The organism is Niveispirillum sp. CC-CTL257 (genome assembly GCF_059489915.1).
This window is the reverse complement of record NZ_JCAJXE010000001.1, coordinates 1,171,378-1,186,281: the sequence shown is the minus strand read 5'-3', so window position 1 is coordinate 1,186,281 and position 14,904 is coordinate 1,171,378. Positions and strand designations below refer to the sequence as shown.

Annotated in this window: 16 protein-coding genes and 1 other RNA gene; 9 read left to right on the top strand and 8 right to left on the bottom strand. The window is 63.0% G+C overall.

The window, feature by feature from the left end:
- The first annotated feature begins 67 nt into the window (after positions 1 to 67).
- From ABC729_RS05690 to ABC729_RS05680, 3 genes are all read left to right on the top strand, one after another.
- The gene (locus ABC729_RS05690) at positions 68 to 922 is read left to right on the top strand and encodes a DUF4198 domain-containing protein (RefSeq protein ID WP_495606672.1); all 855 of its coding nucleotides are present in this window, start codon (positions 68 to 70) and stop codon (positions 920 to 922) included.
- Positions 919 to 2,100: a DUF4331 family protein gene (locus ABC729_RS05685; RefSeq protein ID WP_495606671.1), complete on the top strand. Its 1,182-nt coding sequence runs from the start codon at positions 919 to 921 to the stop codon at positions 2,098 to 2,100. The genes ABC729_RS05690 and ABC729_RS05685 overlap by 4 nt, the downstream gene beginning before the upstream one ends.
- 121 nt (positions 2,101 to 2,221) lie before the next feature.
- Positions 2,222 to 3,052 carry a hypothetical protein gene (locus ABC729_RS05680; RefSeq protein ID WP_495606670.1) on the top strand — a complete coding sequence of 277 codons (831 nt, stop codon included), beginning with the start codon at positions 2,222 to 2,224 and terminating at the stop codon, positions 3,050 to 3,052.
- Here the strand turns inward: ABC729_RS05680 and ABC729_RS05675 are convergent.
- From ABC729_RS05675 to ABC729_RS05655, 5 genes are all read right to left on the bottom strand, one after another.
- Positions 3,045 to 3,890: a TIGR00282 family metallophosphoesterase gene (locus ABC729_RS05675; protein ID WP_495606669.1), complete on the bottom strand. Its 846-nt coding sequence runs from the start codon at positions 3,888 to 3,890 to the stop codon at positions 3,045 to 3,047. The genes ABC729_RS05680 and ABC729_RS05675 overlap by 8 nt on opposite strands.
- Before the next feature lie 17 nt (positions 3,891 to 3,907).
- Positions 3,908 to 4,507 carry a 5-formyltetrahydrofolate cyclo-ligase gene (locus ABC729_RS05670; RefSeq protein WP_495606668.1) on the bottom strand — a complete coding sequence of 200 codons (600 nt, stop codon included), beginning with the start codon at positions 4,505 to 4,507 and terminating at the stop codon, positions 3,908 to 3,910.
- A 33-nt stretch (positions 4,508 to 4,540) separates the two neighbouring features.
- Positions 4,541 to 4,699: non-coding RNA, 6S RNA (gene ssrS / locus ABC729_RS05665), on the bottom strand.
- Between the two features lie 13 nt (positions 4,700 to 4,712).
- Positions 4,713 to 5,069, bottom strand: a complete 357-nt coding sequence (locus ABC729_RS05660; RefSeq protein ID WP_495606667.1) for a cell division protein ZapA — start codon at positions 5,067 to 5,069, stop codon at positions 4,713 to 4,715.
- A 2-nt stretch (positions 5,070 to 5,071) separates the two neighbouring features.
- Positions 5,072 to 5,326 (bottom strand): hypothetical protein, encoded by a 255-nt coding sequence (locus ABC729_RS05655; protein WP_495606666.1) that lies wholly within the window; start codon positions 5,324 to 5,326, stop codon positions 5,072 to 5,074.
- 337 nt (positions 5,327 to 5,663) lie between these two features.
- Between ABC729_RS05655 and tkt the strand changes: the two genes are divergently transcribed.
- Positions 5,664 to 7,652 (top strand): transketolase, encoded by a 1,989-nt coding sequence (gene tkt / locus ABC729_RS05650; protein ID WP_495606665.1) that lies wholly within the window; start codon positions 5,664 to 5,666, stop codon positions 7,650 to 7,652.
- 58 nt (positions 7,653 to 7,710) lie between these two features.
- Here the strand turns inward: tkt and ABC729_RS05645 are convergent, their stop codons facing one another.
- Positions 7,711 to 8,397 carry a glutathione S-transferase family protein gene (locus ABC729_RS05645; RefSeq protein WP_495606664.1) on the bottom strand — a complete coding sequence of 229 codons (687 nt, stop codon included), beginning with the start codon at positions 8,395 to 8,397 and terminating at the stop codon, positions 7,711 to 7,713.
- A gap of 146 nt (positions 8,398 to 8,543) precedes the next feature.
- On the opposite strand from ABC729_RS05645, the gene ABC729_RS05640 reads away from it, so the two are divergent.
- The 5 genes from ABC729_RS05640 (at position 8,544) to ABC729_RS05620 (ending at position 11,521) form a co-directional block, all read left to right on the top strand.
- Complete coding sequence (locus ABC729_RS05640) at positions 8,544 to 9,029, top strand: hypothetical protein (RefSeq protein ID WP_495606663.1); 486 nt, start codon at positions 8,544 to 8,546, stop codon at positions 9,027 to 9,029.
- Positions 9,030 to 9,284: 255 nt separating this feature from the next.
- The gene (locus ABC729_RS05635; RefSeq protein ID WP_495606662.1) at positions 9,285 to 9,557 is read left to right on the top strand and encodes a hypothetical protein; all 273 of its coding nucleotides are present in this window, start codon (positions 9,285 to 9,287) and stop codon (positions 9,555 to 9,557) included.
- Positions 9,554 to 9,865 (top strand): type II toxin-antitoxin system RelE/ParE family toxin, encoded by a 312-nt coding sequence (locus ABC729_RS05630; RefSeq protein ID WP_495606661.1) that lies wholly within the window; start codon positions 9,554 to 9,556, stop codon positions 9,863 to 9,865. Before ABC729_RS05635 ends, ABC729_RS05630 begins: the two co-directional genes overlap by 4 nt.
- A 278-nt stretch (positions 9,866 to 10,143) precedes the next feature.
- Positions 10,144 to 11,154, top strand: coding sequence for a type I glyceraldehyde-3-phosphate dehydrogenase (gene gap / locus ABC729_RS05625; RefSeq protein WP_495606660.1), 1,011 nt, complete (start codon positions 10,144 to 10,146; stop codon positions 11,152 to 11,154).
- Positions 11,155 to 11,284: 130 nt separating this feature from the next.
- Entirely contained in the window at positions 11,285 to 11,521 is a 237-nt protein-coding gene (locus ABC729_RS05620; protein WP_054169668.1) for a DUF3126 family protein, read from the top strand.
- A gap of 42 nt (positions 11,522 to 11,563) precedes the next feature.
- Here the strand turns inward: ABC729_RS05620 and ABC729_RS05615 are convergent, their stop codons facing one another.
- Positions 11,564 to 12,937 carry an aspartate aminotransferase family protein gene (locus tag ABC729_RS05615; RefSeq protein WP_495606659.1) on the bottom strand — a complete coding sequence of 458 codons (1,374 nt, stop codon included), beginning with the start codon at positions 12,935 to 12,937 and terminating at the stop codon, positions 11,564 to 11,566.
- 193 nt (positions 12,938 to 13,130) lie between these two features.
- Entirely contained in the window at positions 13,131 to 14,753 is a 1,623-nt protein-coding gene (locus ABC729_RS05610) for an ABC-F family ATP-binding cassette domain-containing protein (protein ID WP_495606658.1), read from the bottom strand.
- Positions 14,754 to 14,904: the final 151 nt, after the last annotated feature.

Genomic DNA, 14,904 nt, shown 5'->3' with positions numbered 1-14,904 from the left:
GGCCGGCGGGGGTGCCCCCGCCGGCCCCTTTCAAATTCGACAATGTCAAATGAAGAGAGACCACGCCATGGCGGGGAACGGGGGTGCTTTGCCTGTGTTGGGCCGGGGGCTGCTGGTGGCGTTATTGCTGCTGACGGGGCCGGTGCGGGCGCATGATTTCTGGGTCGAGCCGCTGCGGTTCCAGACGGAGCCGGGGCACGCGGTGTCGGCCATGATCTGGGTCGGTGATCATGGGAGCCGGGAACGCTCCCCCATCCAGGCGCGGCGCATCGTGACGCTGCGCAGTGTCGGGCCGGGCGGGGGGCGCGATCAGTTGCCGGGTTTGAGCATGGGCGGGGATGGTGCCGATATGCGCCTGACCCTTACGGAGCCGGGCACGCATCTGCTGATCTTGGAGACCGACCACGCGCCCATCGCCCTGCCTGCCGACCGGTTCAATGAGTATCTGCGTCAGGAAGGGCTGACGCCCGCCATTTCCTGGCGTCGCGACAGGGGGCAGGAGGAGAGGCCGGGGCGGGAAATCTATTGCCGGCGGGCCAAATCCATCCTGCAGGCAGGCCCCCTTCATCCCGAAAGCGCCGGGATTGTGACGCGGGCCACCGGCCTGAACCTGGAGATCGTACCGGAGATGCATCCCGGTCTGCTGCGGCCGGGTCAGGCCCTGCCGGTGCGGGTGCTGTTCGATGGGGTGGTGTTGGCCGGCGCACAGGTCCGGCTGAGCGACCTGAATGCGGCGGGAAAGCCGGTGGATCAGCAGGTGACGGACCCGGAGGGCCGCGCCCGCTTCACCCTTCCCCGGCAGGGTCGCTGGCTGCTGTCGGTTGTGTGGACCAAGCCTGTTCCCGACGGGATCGTGGCCGATTTTGAAACCCGTTTCGCCAGCCTGTCCTTTGCGACGGGCGAGCAAGGATCAGAGAAATGATGCGTTGCCGATCAATCCTCGCCACGCTGCTGTCCTGCCTGTCCCTGACATCGGGGGCTGGGGCGGCGGATCATCTGGACAGCCCCACCGTCATCGCCGACCCGCGCGCCGATATCGGCGATGTGTATGCCTGGATGTCGGCGGATGCGCAGCGGCTGAACCTTGCCATGACCATTGTCGGGCATGGGTTCGCGCCGGATGTCGCCTATGAATTTCATATCGGCAGCGGTTCGCGGTTCGGGGAGACCACCCGGTCGATCAGCGTCTATTGCCGCTTTCCCAGGCCGGACGAGGGCGATTGCCGGCTGGGTGGCGATGACCGGGCGCAAGCGACATTGGGGGATACGGCGGGGGCGATGTCGCGCCATGGCCGGTTTCGGATGTTCGCGGGTCTGCGCGATGATCCGTTCTTCAACAATGTGCGGGGCACGCGCGATGCCTATCGCGTGGCGCAGGCGGCGCTGAATGCTGGTGCGGCACTGGATGGGGATCGCTGCCCTGCCTTTGACGCGGCCACGGTGGCGGCGATCCGGGAACGCTGGCGGCAGGTGGATGGCGGGCCGGCGACCAATTTCCTGAAAGGCTGGACACCGGCCAGCATCGTGCTGTCCATCGATGTGGCGGCGGTCAATGCCGGCGGTGCCTTTCTGTCGGTCTGGGCCGCCACGCAGGGGCCGGAGCGGCGGATCGACCGTATGGGAAGGCCGCTGACCGGCAATGCCTTGCTGGGCACGCTGGACCCGGCGGAGACGGCCAATGCCCTGAAGGAGGCGTATAATGCCGCCGGTCCAGGACAATGGGCGGATTTCGCGCCGGAGATCGCCCGCAATCTGGGCCTTTATGATGGGTTTGACGGGGTGTGCGGCAATGCGCTGCTGACCAGCGGTGCGGGGCCGAGCGGACGCTATGGCCGGCTGGCAGCACTTCTGGCCGATGATCGGTTATGGATCAACGCAAGGTCCGGACAATGCCGGCATTTCGCGGCTGTTGAACTGACGGCGCTGGCGGGACGGGGCGACCATGCGGGGGATTGCGGCGGGCGTGGCCCCGGACAGGATGCCGTTGATATCTATCGTTCGCTTCTGTCCACGGGCATGGAAACCGGCATCAATGACGGGGTGGATGGGGATGAGAAGCCGGTATCGGATACGGATTTTCCATTCCTGGCCCCACCGTGACACCGTACCGGAACGGGATTGCCGGCGGGCATGGCGAATGGGCCTTCCGTGTTCACCACCTGAGGGCGTATGATTCCGGTCATTGCGCCCCCTTGTGGGCCATGGCGAGGCTGTTCACATCGTGACATTGAGCCGTCTGCTGCTGGGCCTGTGGGCCATTCTGTTCTGGACCTGCGCCGGGCGCGCCGATCCGGTGGTGCTGCGTCTGCCGGTTACGCCCAGCGGCAATCATGTCTTCTATCATGAATTGCTGGTCGCGGCCTTTGATGCGGCGGGCGTGACGGTCGCGGTGCAGGTTGCGGAGGGACCGACCAAGCTGCGCCTGTCGCGCATGCTGACCCGTGGTGACATCACGATCCTGTGGATGGTGCGCAGCGAGACGCGGGACCAACAGTTCGTGCCCGTCCCGGTCCCCCTGACCGGCGGTTTGATCGGCCAGCGCGTGCTGCTGATCCGGCCGGAAGATCAGCAGCGGTTCGACACGGTGCGGTCACTGGAGGACCTGCGCAAGCTGGGCATGTTTGCCGGCATGGGACGCGATTGGGTCGATCGCGCCATATGGGCCGTCAACGGGCTGCCGGCCATGGCACCGAAAGCGGATTGGCGCCTGCTTTATGCCATGCTGGAGGCCGGCAACCGTAATGTGGATTACATCCCGCGCGGCATCACAGAAATCGTGGCGGAAGCGCGCGAACGTCCGAATTTGGCGATCGAGAAACGGCTTGTGCTGCAATATGCGCGCGATCAGCAGTTCTATCTATCGCCAGCGGCTGCCGCTCTGGCACCCGCCCTTGAACGGGGGCTGATCATCCTGCAACAGAATGGCCGGTTTGCCGCCCTGCTGGACAAGCATTTCGGCCACCTGCGGCAGGCGGTCGATATGCGAAACCGCCTTGTCCTGACGTTGCAGGACGCCCCGGAGACGCAGACGCCCCAGGACGATATCAACTGACCGCAGGCAGGCTTTGCCCCAGCCGCCCGCCAATCCGCACGGGTTCGGCCCGCTTGGCAAGGCCGGTGCGGTCGTCGGTTTCAACAAAGACGCCGCAGACGCTGACCGTCGCGTCATTTTCACCCGGCGAATAGCGTTCGCCGGGTGTCTTGCGCAGCATCTTGTGGATGGCGGCGTCCTTCTTCATGCCGATGACGGTGTCATAGTCACCGCACATGCCGGCATCGGTCTGATAGGCGGTGCCGCCATTCAGGATCTGAAGGTCGGCGGTGGGGACATGGCAATGGGTGCCGACCACCAGACTGACGCGGCCATCCAGGACATGGCCCATGATCATCTTTTCGCTGCTGGCCTCGGCATGCATGTCCATGATGATGGCGTCCACGCCCGCCGGACCCATGCGCGCCCCGCCAAGGCGGTGGATGTTCAGCACCTTCTCCACGGGCGGGAACGGGTCGTCCAGCGGGTCCATGAAGACGCGGCCCATGGCATTGATCACCATCACCTTATGCCGCCCATTCTTGGCCGGCAGGATGGTGAAGCCACGGCCTGGTGTGCCTTCCGGGTAATTGATGGGGCGCACCAGTTGCGGCAGGCGGCCGATCTGGCCCAGCAATTCCTTCTGATCCCAGGCATGGTTGCCCAGGGTCACGCAATCTACGCCAGCGTCGAACAGTTCCTGTGCGATCTTTTCGGTGATGCCGAAGCCACCGGCGGCGTTTTCCCCGTTCACGACGATAAAATCGGGCTTCAGCTTGGCCTTCAGGTCAGGCAGGTGGCGCAACACGCCCTCCCGCCCGCTGCGCCCCACAATATCGCCCAGGAAAAGCAACCGCATCTGATACCCCGAATTATTCACGTGGGACGCGAGGCGCCCTGTTCCGTCACGATCCAGTCAAGCTTTTGATCGTAGGCGTCGATGGGCAGCTTATCCACCCCCTGCCCCGCATAGCCGATGCCCACAGCCAGGGTCGGGGCCTCGGCGCGCAACACCTCCAGCGTGCGGTCATAGAAGCCGCCGCCATAGCCCAGACGGTATCCCGCCTGATCAAAGGCCAGCAGCGGCACCAGCACGATGTCGGGCTGTACCAGCGGGGCATCACCCATCGGTTCCATGACGCGGAAAGCGCCGGGCACCAGCGGATGGCCGGGCCGCCACAGCCGGAAGACCAGCGGCCAGGCGCGGCCCGTCACCACGGGCAAGGCGGTCGCATGGCCGGCGGCGGAAAGGGCCGACAGGGCGGGCAGCACATCGACCTCATCCCCCTTGGGATGATAGCCCGCGATGGTCAGGGGACCGGGGCGCAGGCCCGGCAGCAGCGACAGCAGATGGGGGACGATGGCAGCCGCCGCAGCGGAACCAGATGCCACATGGGCGCGGGCACGGGCTTCGCGCGCCTGGATGCGGGCGGCCTGCTTGGCCTGGGCGATCAGATCGACGTCCAGGTCGGTCATTGGTCAACCAAGTTCAGTGGCGGGGAAAAGCGGAAGATGGCCGCCTTGGCCGTTGGTATTTGCTATCCCTCGTGACCTGTGCAAACAGGTGGGAGCCATATGCCGGCACCACGGCACCGGTAGGGACAGCCCCCTCGAGGAATGATTATCGGCCCCGGGGATAAAGCGACCTGACGCGCCAGGCAGCCAACTTCCTGTCCATAACTTAGGCGCGTTCAAGCCGCGCTGCAATGTCTTCGATGCGTTTTGCCAGCGTATCGACAGCGGCGACCACTTTTGCCTCATCCGCGGGGGATGTCGCGGGAGCCGGCTGATGCACGATCGGGGCCGGGCTGTGGCCGGCACGAAGCGCCTTCGACTCCGCCCTTGCCTCCATCAACTCATCCGCCAGCACGATGCAGGTGGCGATGAGATTCTGTACCTCGTGCCCCGCCGCACCACCCGTCAGTTCCTGCATGCGGGCATCGACATAGGCCGCCAGTTCCAGCAGGCGCTTTTCCTGCCCATCCTCGCAATTCAGCGAGTGGTTACGGCCATTCAGGGTGAAATCGACGCGACGCATGATTAACCTTCCTCAAGCACGCCCTGCAGGCGTGAAATCGCCCCGTCAAGGCGAACCTTCATGACGCGGGCTTGTTCCTGTGCCTGACGTTCGCCGTGACGTGCCGCCGCCAGTTCCGCCTCCAGCCGCAGCTTTTCCGCCAGCCAGCCCGCCGTCCCGGCCCCGGCATCCAGCCGTTCCAGCCGGCGCGTCAAGGCGCGGTCCAGCAGGCCGATGGACTTATCCAGGCGCTCCAGCGCGGCGGTGAGGCTGTCCAAGGCGGGGCTCATTCAGGGCGGGTGGACGAATGTCGGCACCGTTCAAGGCACAGACGACAGACCTTAGGGGCCGCCCTCCCCCCACGTCAACATTCGCACCGCGAAAAACGCTGGAAACCGCCTTTTGGACCACCCCCATGGCCGGGCATCCGCCATGCTTGGCTGTCGCTTGACCCCCCCGACGCTTTTGGCCAATTTGCCGCCACCATTCGGGGGGTATTGGCCGTCGGACCGGGACGGTGGGTGCGACCCGTCTGTGTCACGGTACAGCGCTTCATTAGAGCAATGTCCGGCCAGACCCAAAGGCCGGCGCCCCGCATGAAAGGCCCTTCGCGCAATGTCGTCCGATCTGACCGCTGGCGTGTCCCACGCCGATCTCGCCAACGCCATCCGCGCCCTGTCCATGGACGCGGTGGAAGCCGCCAAGTCCGGGCATCCCGGCATGCCGATGGGCATGGCCGACGTCGCGACCGTCCTGTTCACGCAGTTCCTGAAGTTCGATCCCAAGCGCCCCGACTGGGCCGACCGCGACCGGTTCATCCTGTCCGCCGGTCACGGCTCCATGCTGCAATACAGCCTGATGTACCTGACCGGGTATGAAGACATCACGCTGGACGAGATCAAGCGCTTCCGCCAGATGGGGGCCAAGACCGCCGGCCACCCCGAATTCGGCATGGCGCGCGGCATCGAGATGACCACCGGCCCGCTGGGCCAGGGCATCTCCACCGCTGTTGGCTTCGCCATGGCCGAGCGCATCCTGAATGCCCGCTTTGGCGACGATCTGGTCGATCACACGACCTATGTCATCGCCGGCGACGGCGACCTGCAGGAAGGTATCAGCCACGAAGCCTGCTCGCTGGCGGGTCATCTGGGCCTGTCCAAGCTGATCGTTCTGTGGGATGACAACCGCATCAGCATCGACGGTTCCACCGACCTGTCCTTCACCGAGGATGTGAAGGCCCGCTATGCCGCCTATAACTGGGACGTGTCCGCCGTTGACGGCCATGACCCGGTCGCGGTTGCCAAGGCCATTGCGGCAGCCAAGCTGACGGACAAGCCGTCGCTGATCGCATGCCGCACCACCATCGGCTATGGCGCGCCGACCAAGGCCAACACCGCCGGTAGCCATGGCAGCCCCCTGGGTGCCGCCGAGATCGAGGGCGCGCGCAAAGCCCTGAACTGGCCGCATGCGCCGTTTGAGATCCCCGAGGCCATCCTGCACGCCTGGCGCCATTTCGGCGACCGGGGCCATGTGGCGGTCGATGCCTGGGTCAAGCGTCTGGCCCGGTCGCCCAACCGTCTGGCCTTCAAGGCCGCCATCGCCGGCAACCTGTCGGATGAGGCGCGGGCCGCCCTGCATGCCCATAAGAAGGCCGTGTCGGAGACCAAGCCGAAGATCGCCACCCGCCAGTCGTCGGGCAATACGCTGGACGTCATCGTCCCGCTGATGCCGGAAATGATGGGCGGTTCCGCCGATCTGACCGGGTCCAACAATACCCGCGTCAAGGCCCTGTCCAAGGCCGTGCAGAAGAACAGCTGGGATGGCCGTTACGTCCATTATGGCGTGCGTGAGCATGGCATGGCCGCCATCATGAACGGCATGGCCCTGCATGGCGGCATCATCCCCTATTCCGGCACCTTCCTGGCCTTCTCCGACTATAGCCGCCCGGCCATCCGCCTGGGTGCCTTGATGAAGCAGCGGGTCATCCATGTCATGACCCATGACAGTATCGGCCTGGGTGAAGACGGCCCGACGCACCAGCCCGTGGAACATATTCCGGCCCTGCGCTCAATCCCCAACCTGCTGGTCCTGCGCCCCGCCGACGCCGTGGAAGCGGCGGAAGCCTGGGAAATCGCGCTGGATGCCAAGACGCGGCCGTCGGTCCTGGCCCTGACCCGTCAGAACCTGCAAACCATGCGTGTGGACCACACGGACGAGAACCTGTCGGCCAAGGGTGCCTATGTCCTGCGTGAGGCGTCGGGCCCCCGCAAGGTCACCTTGCTGGCCACGGGGTCGGAGGTGGAGATCGCCTTCAACGCCCGTGAAAAGCTGGAGGCGGAAGGCATCCCGACGGCCCTGGTCTCCATGCCGTCCTGGGAACTGTTCGCCGAACAGCCCGAGGCCTATCAGAAGGCCGTGCTGGGCGATGGGCTGCGCATCGGTGTGGAAGCCATGGTCCGCTTCGGCTGGGATCGCTGGTTGGGCGAAAAGGGTGTGTTCATCGGCATGCCCGGCTTCGGCGAAAGCGCGCCCTACCAGGAACTGTACCAGCATTTCGGCATCACGGCGGATGCCATCGTGAAGGCGGCCAAGGAACGGCTGTAAACAAGTTGGTCAGAAATGATGCAAACGGCGCCGGAATGATCCGGCGCCGTTTTGCATTTCAAGCCGACCTTGACGCGTGGACCGGGAATAGATGCCGGTAGGGCAGCGCCTGCTCCATGACGCGGGCGATGGAAGGGCGCGCCATCAGGCGGGCGTGATAGGCGCGCAGGGTGGTCATTTCATCTGGAATGGGACGTATCCAGTTGGCAAAGCACAGGGCCGGGGCGGCGGCGCAGTCGGCCATGGTGAAGATGCTGCCCGCCGCCCATTGCCGGCCCGCCAGTTCCCGTTCCAGCCAGACATAGGTGCTGTCCAAGGCTTCGGACGCCGCCGCCAGCCCGGTGGCGCGCGCCGCCGGGTCATCGTTCAACACGCTGTCCACCGCCTGCTGCACCACGCCCAGCACATGCTGTTCGAAATAGCCGTCCATCAGCCGTGTTTCCAGCACGGGGATCATGCCGTCCGGCAGCAGTCGGACAGGACCGGGATGGGCGAATTGCAGATATTCGATGATCAGGCCGGTTTCAACGATGTGGATCTTGCCCTCGGCCAGCAGCGGGAATTTGCGCAGGGGCCAACCGTGGAGCCATGGGGCCATGCCGTCCGGCATCCGGGCCGGCAGGCCCGCAAATTCAAACGGCACCGGATTCTGATGAAATTCAAATGGCGTCGCATTCTCGTAGAGCGCGATCAGGACCTTCTGGGTCAACGGGGACAGGGGATGACCATAGATCAGCAGGGACATTCACAAACCTCGTGCCTCGGGCGACGCGCCACCAGCAAAGGCCCATTTGGCACCGCTGGCAAGTGGGGATCGGCATGCCCGGCGTCGGCGAAAGCGCGCCCGTTCCATGTTGAACGGGTGTGACGCGGACGGCACCTGGGTGTATCGTGGCAATGTTTTGTTTTGTCGAGCAGCAGGATGAAATGCAGAATAAGCAGGCACAGGGGGTGCGGATTAGAATTCAACGTGAGATGGATGTGCGGACTTATGCGCACCTGTGGACCTCCAGTGAATTTATGCTTGAATGCGGACGGCGCGATCAGAACGGGGCATCGCATCACTACCTTTCGAGCATCATACTCACGGCGTTTGCCCTTGAGGCGTACTTGAATCACGCTGGAAGAGAGATACTGAACTCATGGGAACAAGTGGAAAAATCTCTATCACCGTTGGATAAATTTTCTCTCATTTGCGATATAGCCAATATTGATAAACTGGACCCTGGAAAGACACCACTCAGTACGATCAGGGAGATTTTTAAATTTCGCAACATGGTTGCCCATGGAAAGACGCATCCCATTAAAGAAGAAAAAGAAATTGAATCAAGCGGTTTGCATTATGATATGTATGGAGGTTTTTTGAAGGCCGATTGACAGACGAAAATAAGTAACATTAAATTTGCACAAAGGGCTATTTACGATGGCGAAAAATTTATGAGGCATATTCATTCCAAAATCTTTGATGAAACCCAACCACTGTTTTCATATGGAATAGGATCCGACTCAGCGACGATCATTGAAGATCTCCCCGGCCATCCTGCTCCGGTGCGGAGGTGACGTTTGAACCTAGCTGAGTTATCTTTCGGTTCGACTGAAATGGAGTGAAATTTGATGGGCGCTACACGCAGAGTGGTCCTGGAACTGCCGGAAGAGGATGCGGCTTTGCTGGACGAGTTGGTGGCGTCCGGGGCCTATCCATCCAATGCTGCCTCTGTTTCAGCGGCGCTGGATATGTTTCGGCCACATGATGAGAATCCGGAAATCGACCGCTGGATCGAAAAGGTCGGCATTCCGTTGTTGGAAGAGATCAGGCGGGATCCCAGCCAGTTGCTGACCCTTGAGGAGTTCGATCAGGAATTGGAAATCCATCGCCGCAACCGGCGCGCGGCAAAAGCACAATGAAATTCCGCGTCATATTTTCCAGAAATGCGAGAAGAAATTTATCCGAGATCGAAGATTACGTTGCTGAACGTTCTGGCGAGCAGCGCGCAGAGAATTTCTTGAAGGCCATTCGGCGGACATGCTTGAACCTGGACACCTTCCCGCAGCGTGGTCGGCTTGCAAGAGAGGGCATCAGGGTTGTCGGTCATGGTCGTTGGACAAACATCCTGTTCAAGGTAGAAGGCAACGAAGTCACAATCCTTGGCATCCTGTATGGTGGCCGCGACATCTCCCAGCATTTGGGCGTCTTGCCACCCGTTGAAGAATGAAACGGGAGCAAAATGGATTGCTACGGCCCCTCCTGCCCCACCCCCGCACAAACCCTGCCCCGAAAGAGTCATGCCGGTAACGCCGTTACCTGAATTGCGTGCTTCCCGCAAAAAAACTAAGCTGCAACCCGTGCGCTTCACGCATGGCGGAAGGGACGGTTGCGCCCTTGTATGCGGGGGGTTCAAGGGTTAATTCGGGCAAGGGAACCTGGGTCGTCCCACGGCCCATCGGCCCCCGCGCCAGAGCCGGCGCGGGCGTCGTTCAATCGGAGGAAAGCATGGCTGTCAAAGTTGCGATCAACGGGTTCGGGCGTATCGGCCGTCTGGTTCTGCGCGCGCTCATCGAAAGCGGCCGCAAGGATATCGAGGTCGTCGCCATCAACGATCTGGCCGACGCCAATTCCAATGCCCACCTGCTGAAATATGACAGCGTCCATGGCCGCTTCCCCGGCACGGTCGAGGTTGTCGATGGCAATCTGGTCGTCAATGGCCACACGATCCGTTCCGTGCAGCAGCGCGACCCGGCCCAGCTGCCCTGGGGCGAGCTGGGGGTTGATATCGCGCTGGAATGCTCCGGCATTTTCACCAGCCGCGAAGCCGCGTCCAAGCACCTGACCGCCGGCGCCAAGAAGGTGCTGATCTCTGCACCCGCCACCGACGAAGACCTGACGGTCGTCTATGGTGTCAACCATCAGAAGCTGACGGCCGAGCATAAGATCGTGTCGAACGCTTCCTGCACCACCAACTGCCTGGCCCCGGTCGCCTATGTGCTGAACAATGGCATCGGCATCGCCCATGGTTTCATGACCACCATCCACAGCTACACCGGCGACCAGAACACCGTGGACACGTTCCACAAGGATCTGCACCGCGCCCGTGCCGCTGCCCTGAACATCATCCCAACCTCGACCGGTGCCGCCAAGGCCGTGGGCAAGGTTCTGCCGGAACTGAAGGGCAAGCTGGACGGCACCTCGCTGCGCGTGCCCACCCCGAACGTGTCGGTCGTCGATTTCAAGTTCGTGGCCAAGCGCAACACCACGGTCGAAGAGGTCAACCAGCTGATCAAGGACGCCGCAGCGTCCGGCCCGCTGAAGGGCATCCTGGGTGCCTATGCCGAGCCGCTGGTGTCCACCGACTTCAACCATGACGCGCACAGCTCGATCTTCGCGCTGAACGAGACCAAGGTCATGGAAGGCAACTTCGTGCGTATCCTGACCTGGTACGACAATGAATGGGGCTTCTCCAACCGCATGGGCGACACCGTCATCGCCATGGCGAACGCGGGCTGATTTCCCGACTGGTCTTTGCCAGCGATCAGGCTATCCTGACCGCTGGCCGGATCGACAGCAGGGGCGCCGTTCCGGCGGGAGCGGCGCCCCTGGCTTTTCTTTGAACCCTAAGAGCCACAAGAAAGGGCAGATGGACATGACCCCCAACGAGATCGCGCGGCTTCAGACCTATCTGCGCAAGAATTTCGGCAACGACAAGATCACCGTGAACCCGCCGGCCAAGAAGGGCCAGCCCGTTGAAGTGACCATCGGGGAGGAGTTCATCGGCACCCTCTACCGCGACGAGGATGATGGCGACGTGTCCTATGCGTTCAACATGACCATCCTGTCGGAAGATTTGCCGAACATTGCCCCGGCGAAGAAGTAAGGTCGGGTGATCGGGGGCGGATTTGACCGCCCCCACCCCTTCTTACATCACGCCCAAATCCCGGGCCGTGAGGTCAAGCGCCAGCTTGGCCAGCCGCGCCACCTCATCCGCCTCCCCCTTGGTCATGGTCAGGGCGGGGGCATAAACGAGGCTGTCGCGGATGCCGCGCATGATCAGGTTATTGTGGAAGCAATGGTCGCGCGCCATCAGGCCGACCTTGCCACCGCCGGGGAACCGCTCCCGCGTCCGGCGGTCCTTCACGACCTCAATGGCGCCGATCATGCCTTCGGAACGGATTTCACCCACGATGGGGTGACCGTCCAGAACCTCTTCCAGCTTTTCGCGAAGGTACGGTCCGATCTCGCTGCGTGCCCGGTCCACCAGCCCTTCCCGCTCAATCACCTCCAGATTGGCCAGGGCGACAGCGCAAGCGACGGGATGACCGGAATAGGTGAAGCCATGGTAGAACTCCCCGCCCTCATGGATCAGGGTCTCTGCCACGCGGTCGCCCACCATGACGGCGGAAAGCGGGATGTAGCCCGAGGTGATGCCCTTGGCCAGGGTCATGAAATCCGGGCGGATGCCGTACCGCTGTGACCCGAACCAGTGGCCCAGCCGGCCAAAGCCGCAGATCACCTCATCCGCGATCAGCAGGATGTCGTGTTCCTTGCAGATGCGGTTAATCTCCGGCCAGTAGCTGTCGGGCGGGATGATCACGCCGCCCGCCCCCTGTACCGGCTCGCCGATGAAGGCAGCGACGTTTTCGGGGCCGATGGCGAGGATTTTCTCTTCCACGGCGCGGGCCGCCAGCCGGCCAAACGCCTCCCCACACATCTCCCCTTGGCCCTCAAACGGGTACGGGGCCATGACATGGGCGAAGCCGGGCAGCGGCAGGCCGCCCTGTTCATGCATCACCTTCATGCCGTTCAGCGAGGTCGCGGCCATGGTGGTGCCGTGATAGCCATGTTCGCGCCCGATAAAGACCCGCTTTTCCGGCTTGCCCTTCAAGGCCCAGTAATGGCGGGCCATGCGCACGATTGTGTCGTTCGCCTCTGATCCGGAATTGGCGAAGAAGGCGCGCGACAGGCCCGGTGGCGTCAGTTCCGCCAGCTTGGCCGACAGCCGCACCGTCGGCTCCGTCGTGGTCTTGAAGAAGCCGTGATAGAAGCTGAGATCGGTCAGTTGCCGGTACGCCGCATCGGCCAGTTCCCGCCGCCCATAGCCGACATTGACACACCACAGCCCGGCCATGGCATCCAGGATGCGCGCCCCGCTGCTGTCGGTCAGCCACACGCCATCGGCATGGGTGATGATGCGGGGACCACCCAATGCGGCCAATTCCTGATGGTCGGTAAAGGGGTGCCAGTGATGGGCACCCGACAGGCGCTTCAAGGCGTCAGTATCAACGGCGGACATGGGTAACCTTCCCCAGCAATAGTGATGCAGATGACGGGCGCGCAGGCGGGAACCGTCAGGCCGGCGGGTTGAACCCAATCCGGGCGCAGAGCAACAGCATCACTTCCTTGGGGCATGGGCCGTGATAGGTCATGGGGGCAGCATAGCGCCGACGGGCGGCGGCGTCACGGGGGTGCAACGCCGCCACGCGGGATCAGCTGCGCAAACCCGGCGCTTCCTGTCCGGTGCGCGCCACATATTCGGTATAGCCGCCGCCATATTGATGGATGCCATCTGGCGTCAGTTCCAGCACGCGGTTGGACAGCGTCGCCAGGAAATGCCGGTCGTGCGAGACGAACAGCATCGTGCCTTCATAGGCGGCGAGCGCCGTGATCAGCATCTGCTTGGTGTCAAGATCCAGATGGTTGGTCGGTTCGTCCAGGACCAGGAAATTCGGCGGGTTGTACAGCATGATCGCCATCACCAGCCGCGCCTTTTCACCGCCTGACAGAACGCGGCAGCGTTTTTCCACATCATCACCGGAAAAGCCGAAGCAGCCGGCCAGCGCCCGCAGCGACCCCTGGCCCGCCTGCGGGAAGGCGCTTTCCAACGCCTCGAACACGGTCTGTTCGCCGTCCAGCAGTTCCATGGCGTGCTGGGAGAAATAGCCCATCTTGACGCTGGCCCCGATATTGACGGTCCCGCTATCGGGCCGGTCAGCGCCGGCGATCAGCTTCAGCAGGGTTGATTTACCAGCACCATTGACGCCCATCACACACCAGCGTTCCTTGCGGCGGATGGTGAAGTCAAAGCCCTGATAGATGGTACGACTGCCATAGCCCTTGTGGACATTGCGCAGGACGGCGACATCATCGCCCGAGCGGGGGGCGGGCGGGAAGTCGAAGGCTACGATCTGACGGCGCTTCGGCGGCTCGACCCGTTCGATCTTGTCCAGCTTCTTGACGCGGCTTTGCACCTGACTGGCGTGGGAGGCGCGGGCCTTGAACCGCTCAATGAACTTGATCTCCTTGGCCAGCATGGCCTGCTGACGCTCAAACTGCGCCTGCTGCTGCTTCTCGTTCAGGGCGCGCTGCTGTTCATAGAAGGTGTAGTCGCCGGAATAGGAGTTCAGCGAGCCGCCGTCGATTTCGATGATCTTGTTGACGATCCGGTTCATGAATTCCCGGTCGTGAGAGGTCATCAGCAGCGCGCCCTCATAATCCTTCAGGAAACCTTCCAGCCAGATCAGGCTTTCAATGTCCAGGTGGTTGCTGGGCTCGTCCAGCAGCATGGCATCGGGCTTCATCAACAGGATGCGGCCCAGCGCCACGCGCATCTTCCAGCCGCCCGACAAGGCACCGACATCCTTGTCCATCATTTCCTGGCTGAAGCTGAGGCCGGCCAGCACCTCGCGCGCGCGGCCCTCCAGCTCATAGCCGCCCAGCTCGTCAAAACGGGCCTGGACCTCGCCGTAGCGCTCAATGATGGCGTCCATCTGGTCGGCCTGATCGGGGTCGGCCATGGCTTCTTCCAGGCTTGCCAGTTCCTTGGCGATCTCGCTGATCGGGCCGGCACCGTCCATCACTTCCTGGACGGCACTGCGGCCCGCCATTTCGCCCACATCCTGGTTGAAGTAACCAATGGAGACCTGCTTCTCCACCGACACTTGGCCCGTATCCGGCTGTTCCTCGCCTGTGATCATGCGGAACAGGGTGGTCTTGCCGGCCCCGTTGGGACCGACCAGCCCCACCTTCTCCCCCCGGTTCAACGCGGCGGACGATTCCAGGAAAAGAATGCGGTGACCATTATGTTTGCTGATATTTTCGAAGCGGATCATGGGGCCGGGTTCCAGGGGCGTGTTTGGCCCCCTTATGCCACAAGAAGGCGTGCGCGACAGTGTCGCCTTCGCCCCCGGCTTCGGCCAACGGCGCAGGCCAGCCCAGCGCCAGGGCGGAGGCAGGGCCGTTTGGCGCATGCTGGTCGGTCAG

Bases quoted from the DNA above. Each gene is read 5' to 3' on its own strand.
- ABC729_RS05630 (WP_495606661.1), top strand. From the start codon at position 9,554: ATGAAATTCCGCGTCATATTTTCCAGAAATGCGAGAAGAAATTTATCC.
- ABC729_RS05610 (WP_495606658.1), bottom strand. From the start codon at position 14,753: ATGATCCGCTTCGAAAATATCAGCAAACATAATGGTCACCGCATTCTT.
- ABC729_RS05615 (WP_495606659.1), bottom strand. From the start codon at position 12,937: ATGTCCGCCGTTGATACTGACGCCTTGAAGCGCCTGTCGGGTGCCCAT.
- ABC729_RS05685 (WP_495606671.1), top strand. From the start codon at position 919: ATGATGCGTTGCCGATCAATCCTCGCCACGCTGCTGTCCTGCCTGTCC.
- ABC729_RS05675 (WP_495606669.1), bottom strand. From the start codon at position 3,890: ATGCGGTTGCTTTTCCTGGGCGATATTGTGGGGCGCAGCGGGCGGGAG.
- tkt (WP_495606665.1), top strand. From the start codon at position 5,664: ATGTCGTCCGATCTGACCGCTGGCGTGTCCCACGCCGATCTCGCCAAC.
- ABC729_RS05690 (WP_495606672.1), top strand. From the start codon at position 68: ATGGCGGGGAACGGGGGTGCTTTGCCTGTGTTGGGCCGGGGGCTGCTG.
- ABC729_RS05660 (WP_495606667.1), bottom strand. From the start codon at position 5,069: ATGCGTCGCGTCGATTTCACCCTGAATGGCCGTAACCACTCGCTGAAT.
- gap (WP_495606660.1), top strand. From the start codon at position 10,144: ATGGCTGTCAAAGTTGCGATCAACGGGTTCGGGCGTATCGGCCGTCTG.
- ABC729_RS05670 (WP_495606668.1), bottom strand. From the start codon at position 4,507: ATGACCGACCTGGACGTCGATCTGATCGCCCAGGCCAAGCAGGCCGCC.
- ABC729_RS05620 (WP_054169668.1), top strand. From the start codon at position 11,285: ATGGACATGACCCCCAACGAGATCGCGCGGCTTCAGACCTATCTGCGC.
- ABC729_RS05645 (WP_495606664.1), bottom strand. From the start codon at position 8,397: ATGTCCCTGCTGATCTATGGTCATCCCCTGTCCCCGTTGACCCAGAAG.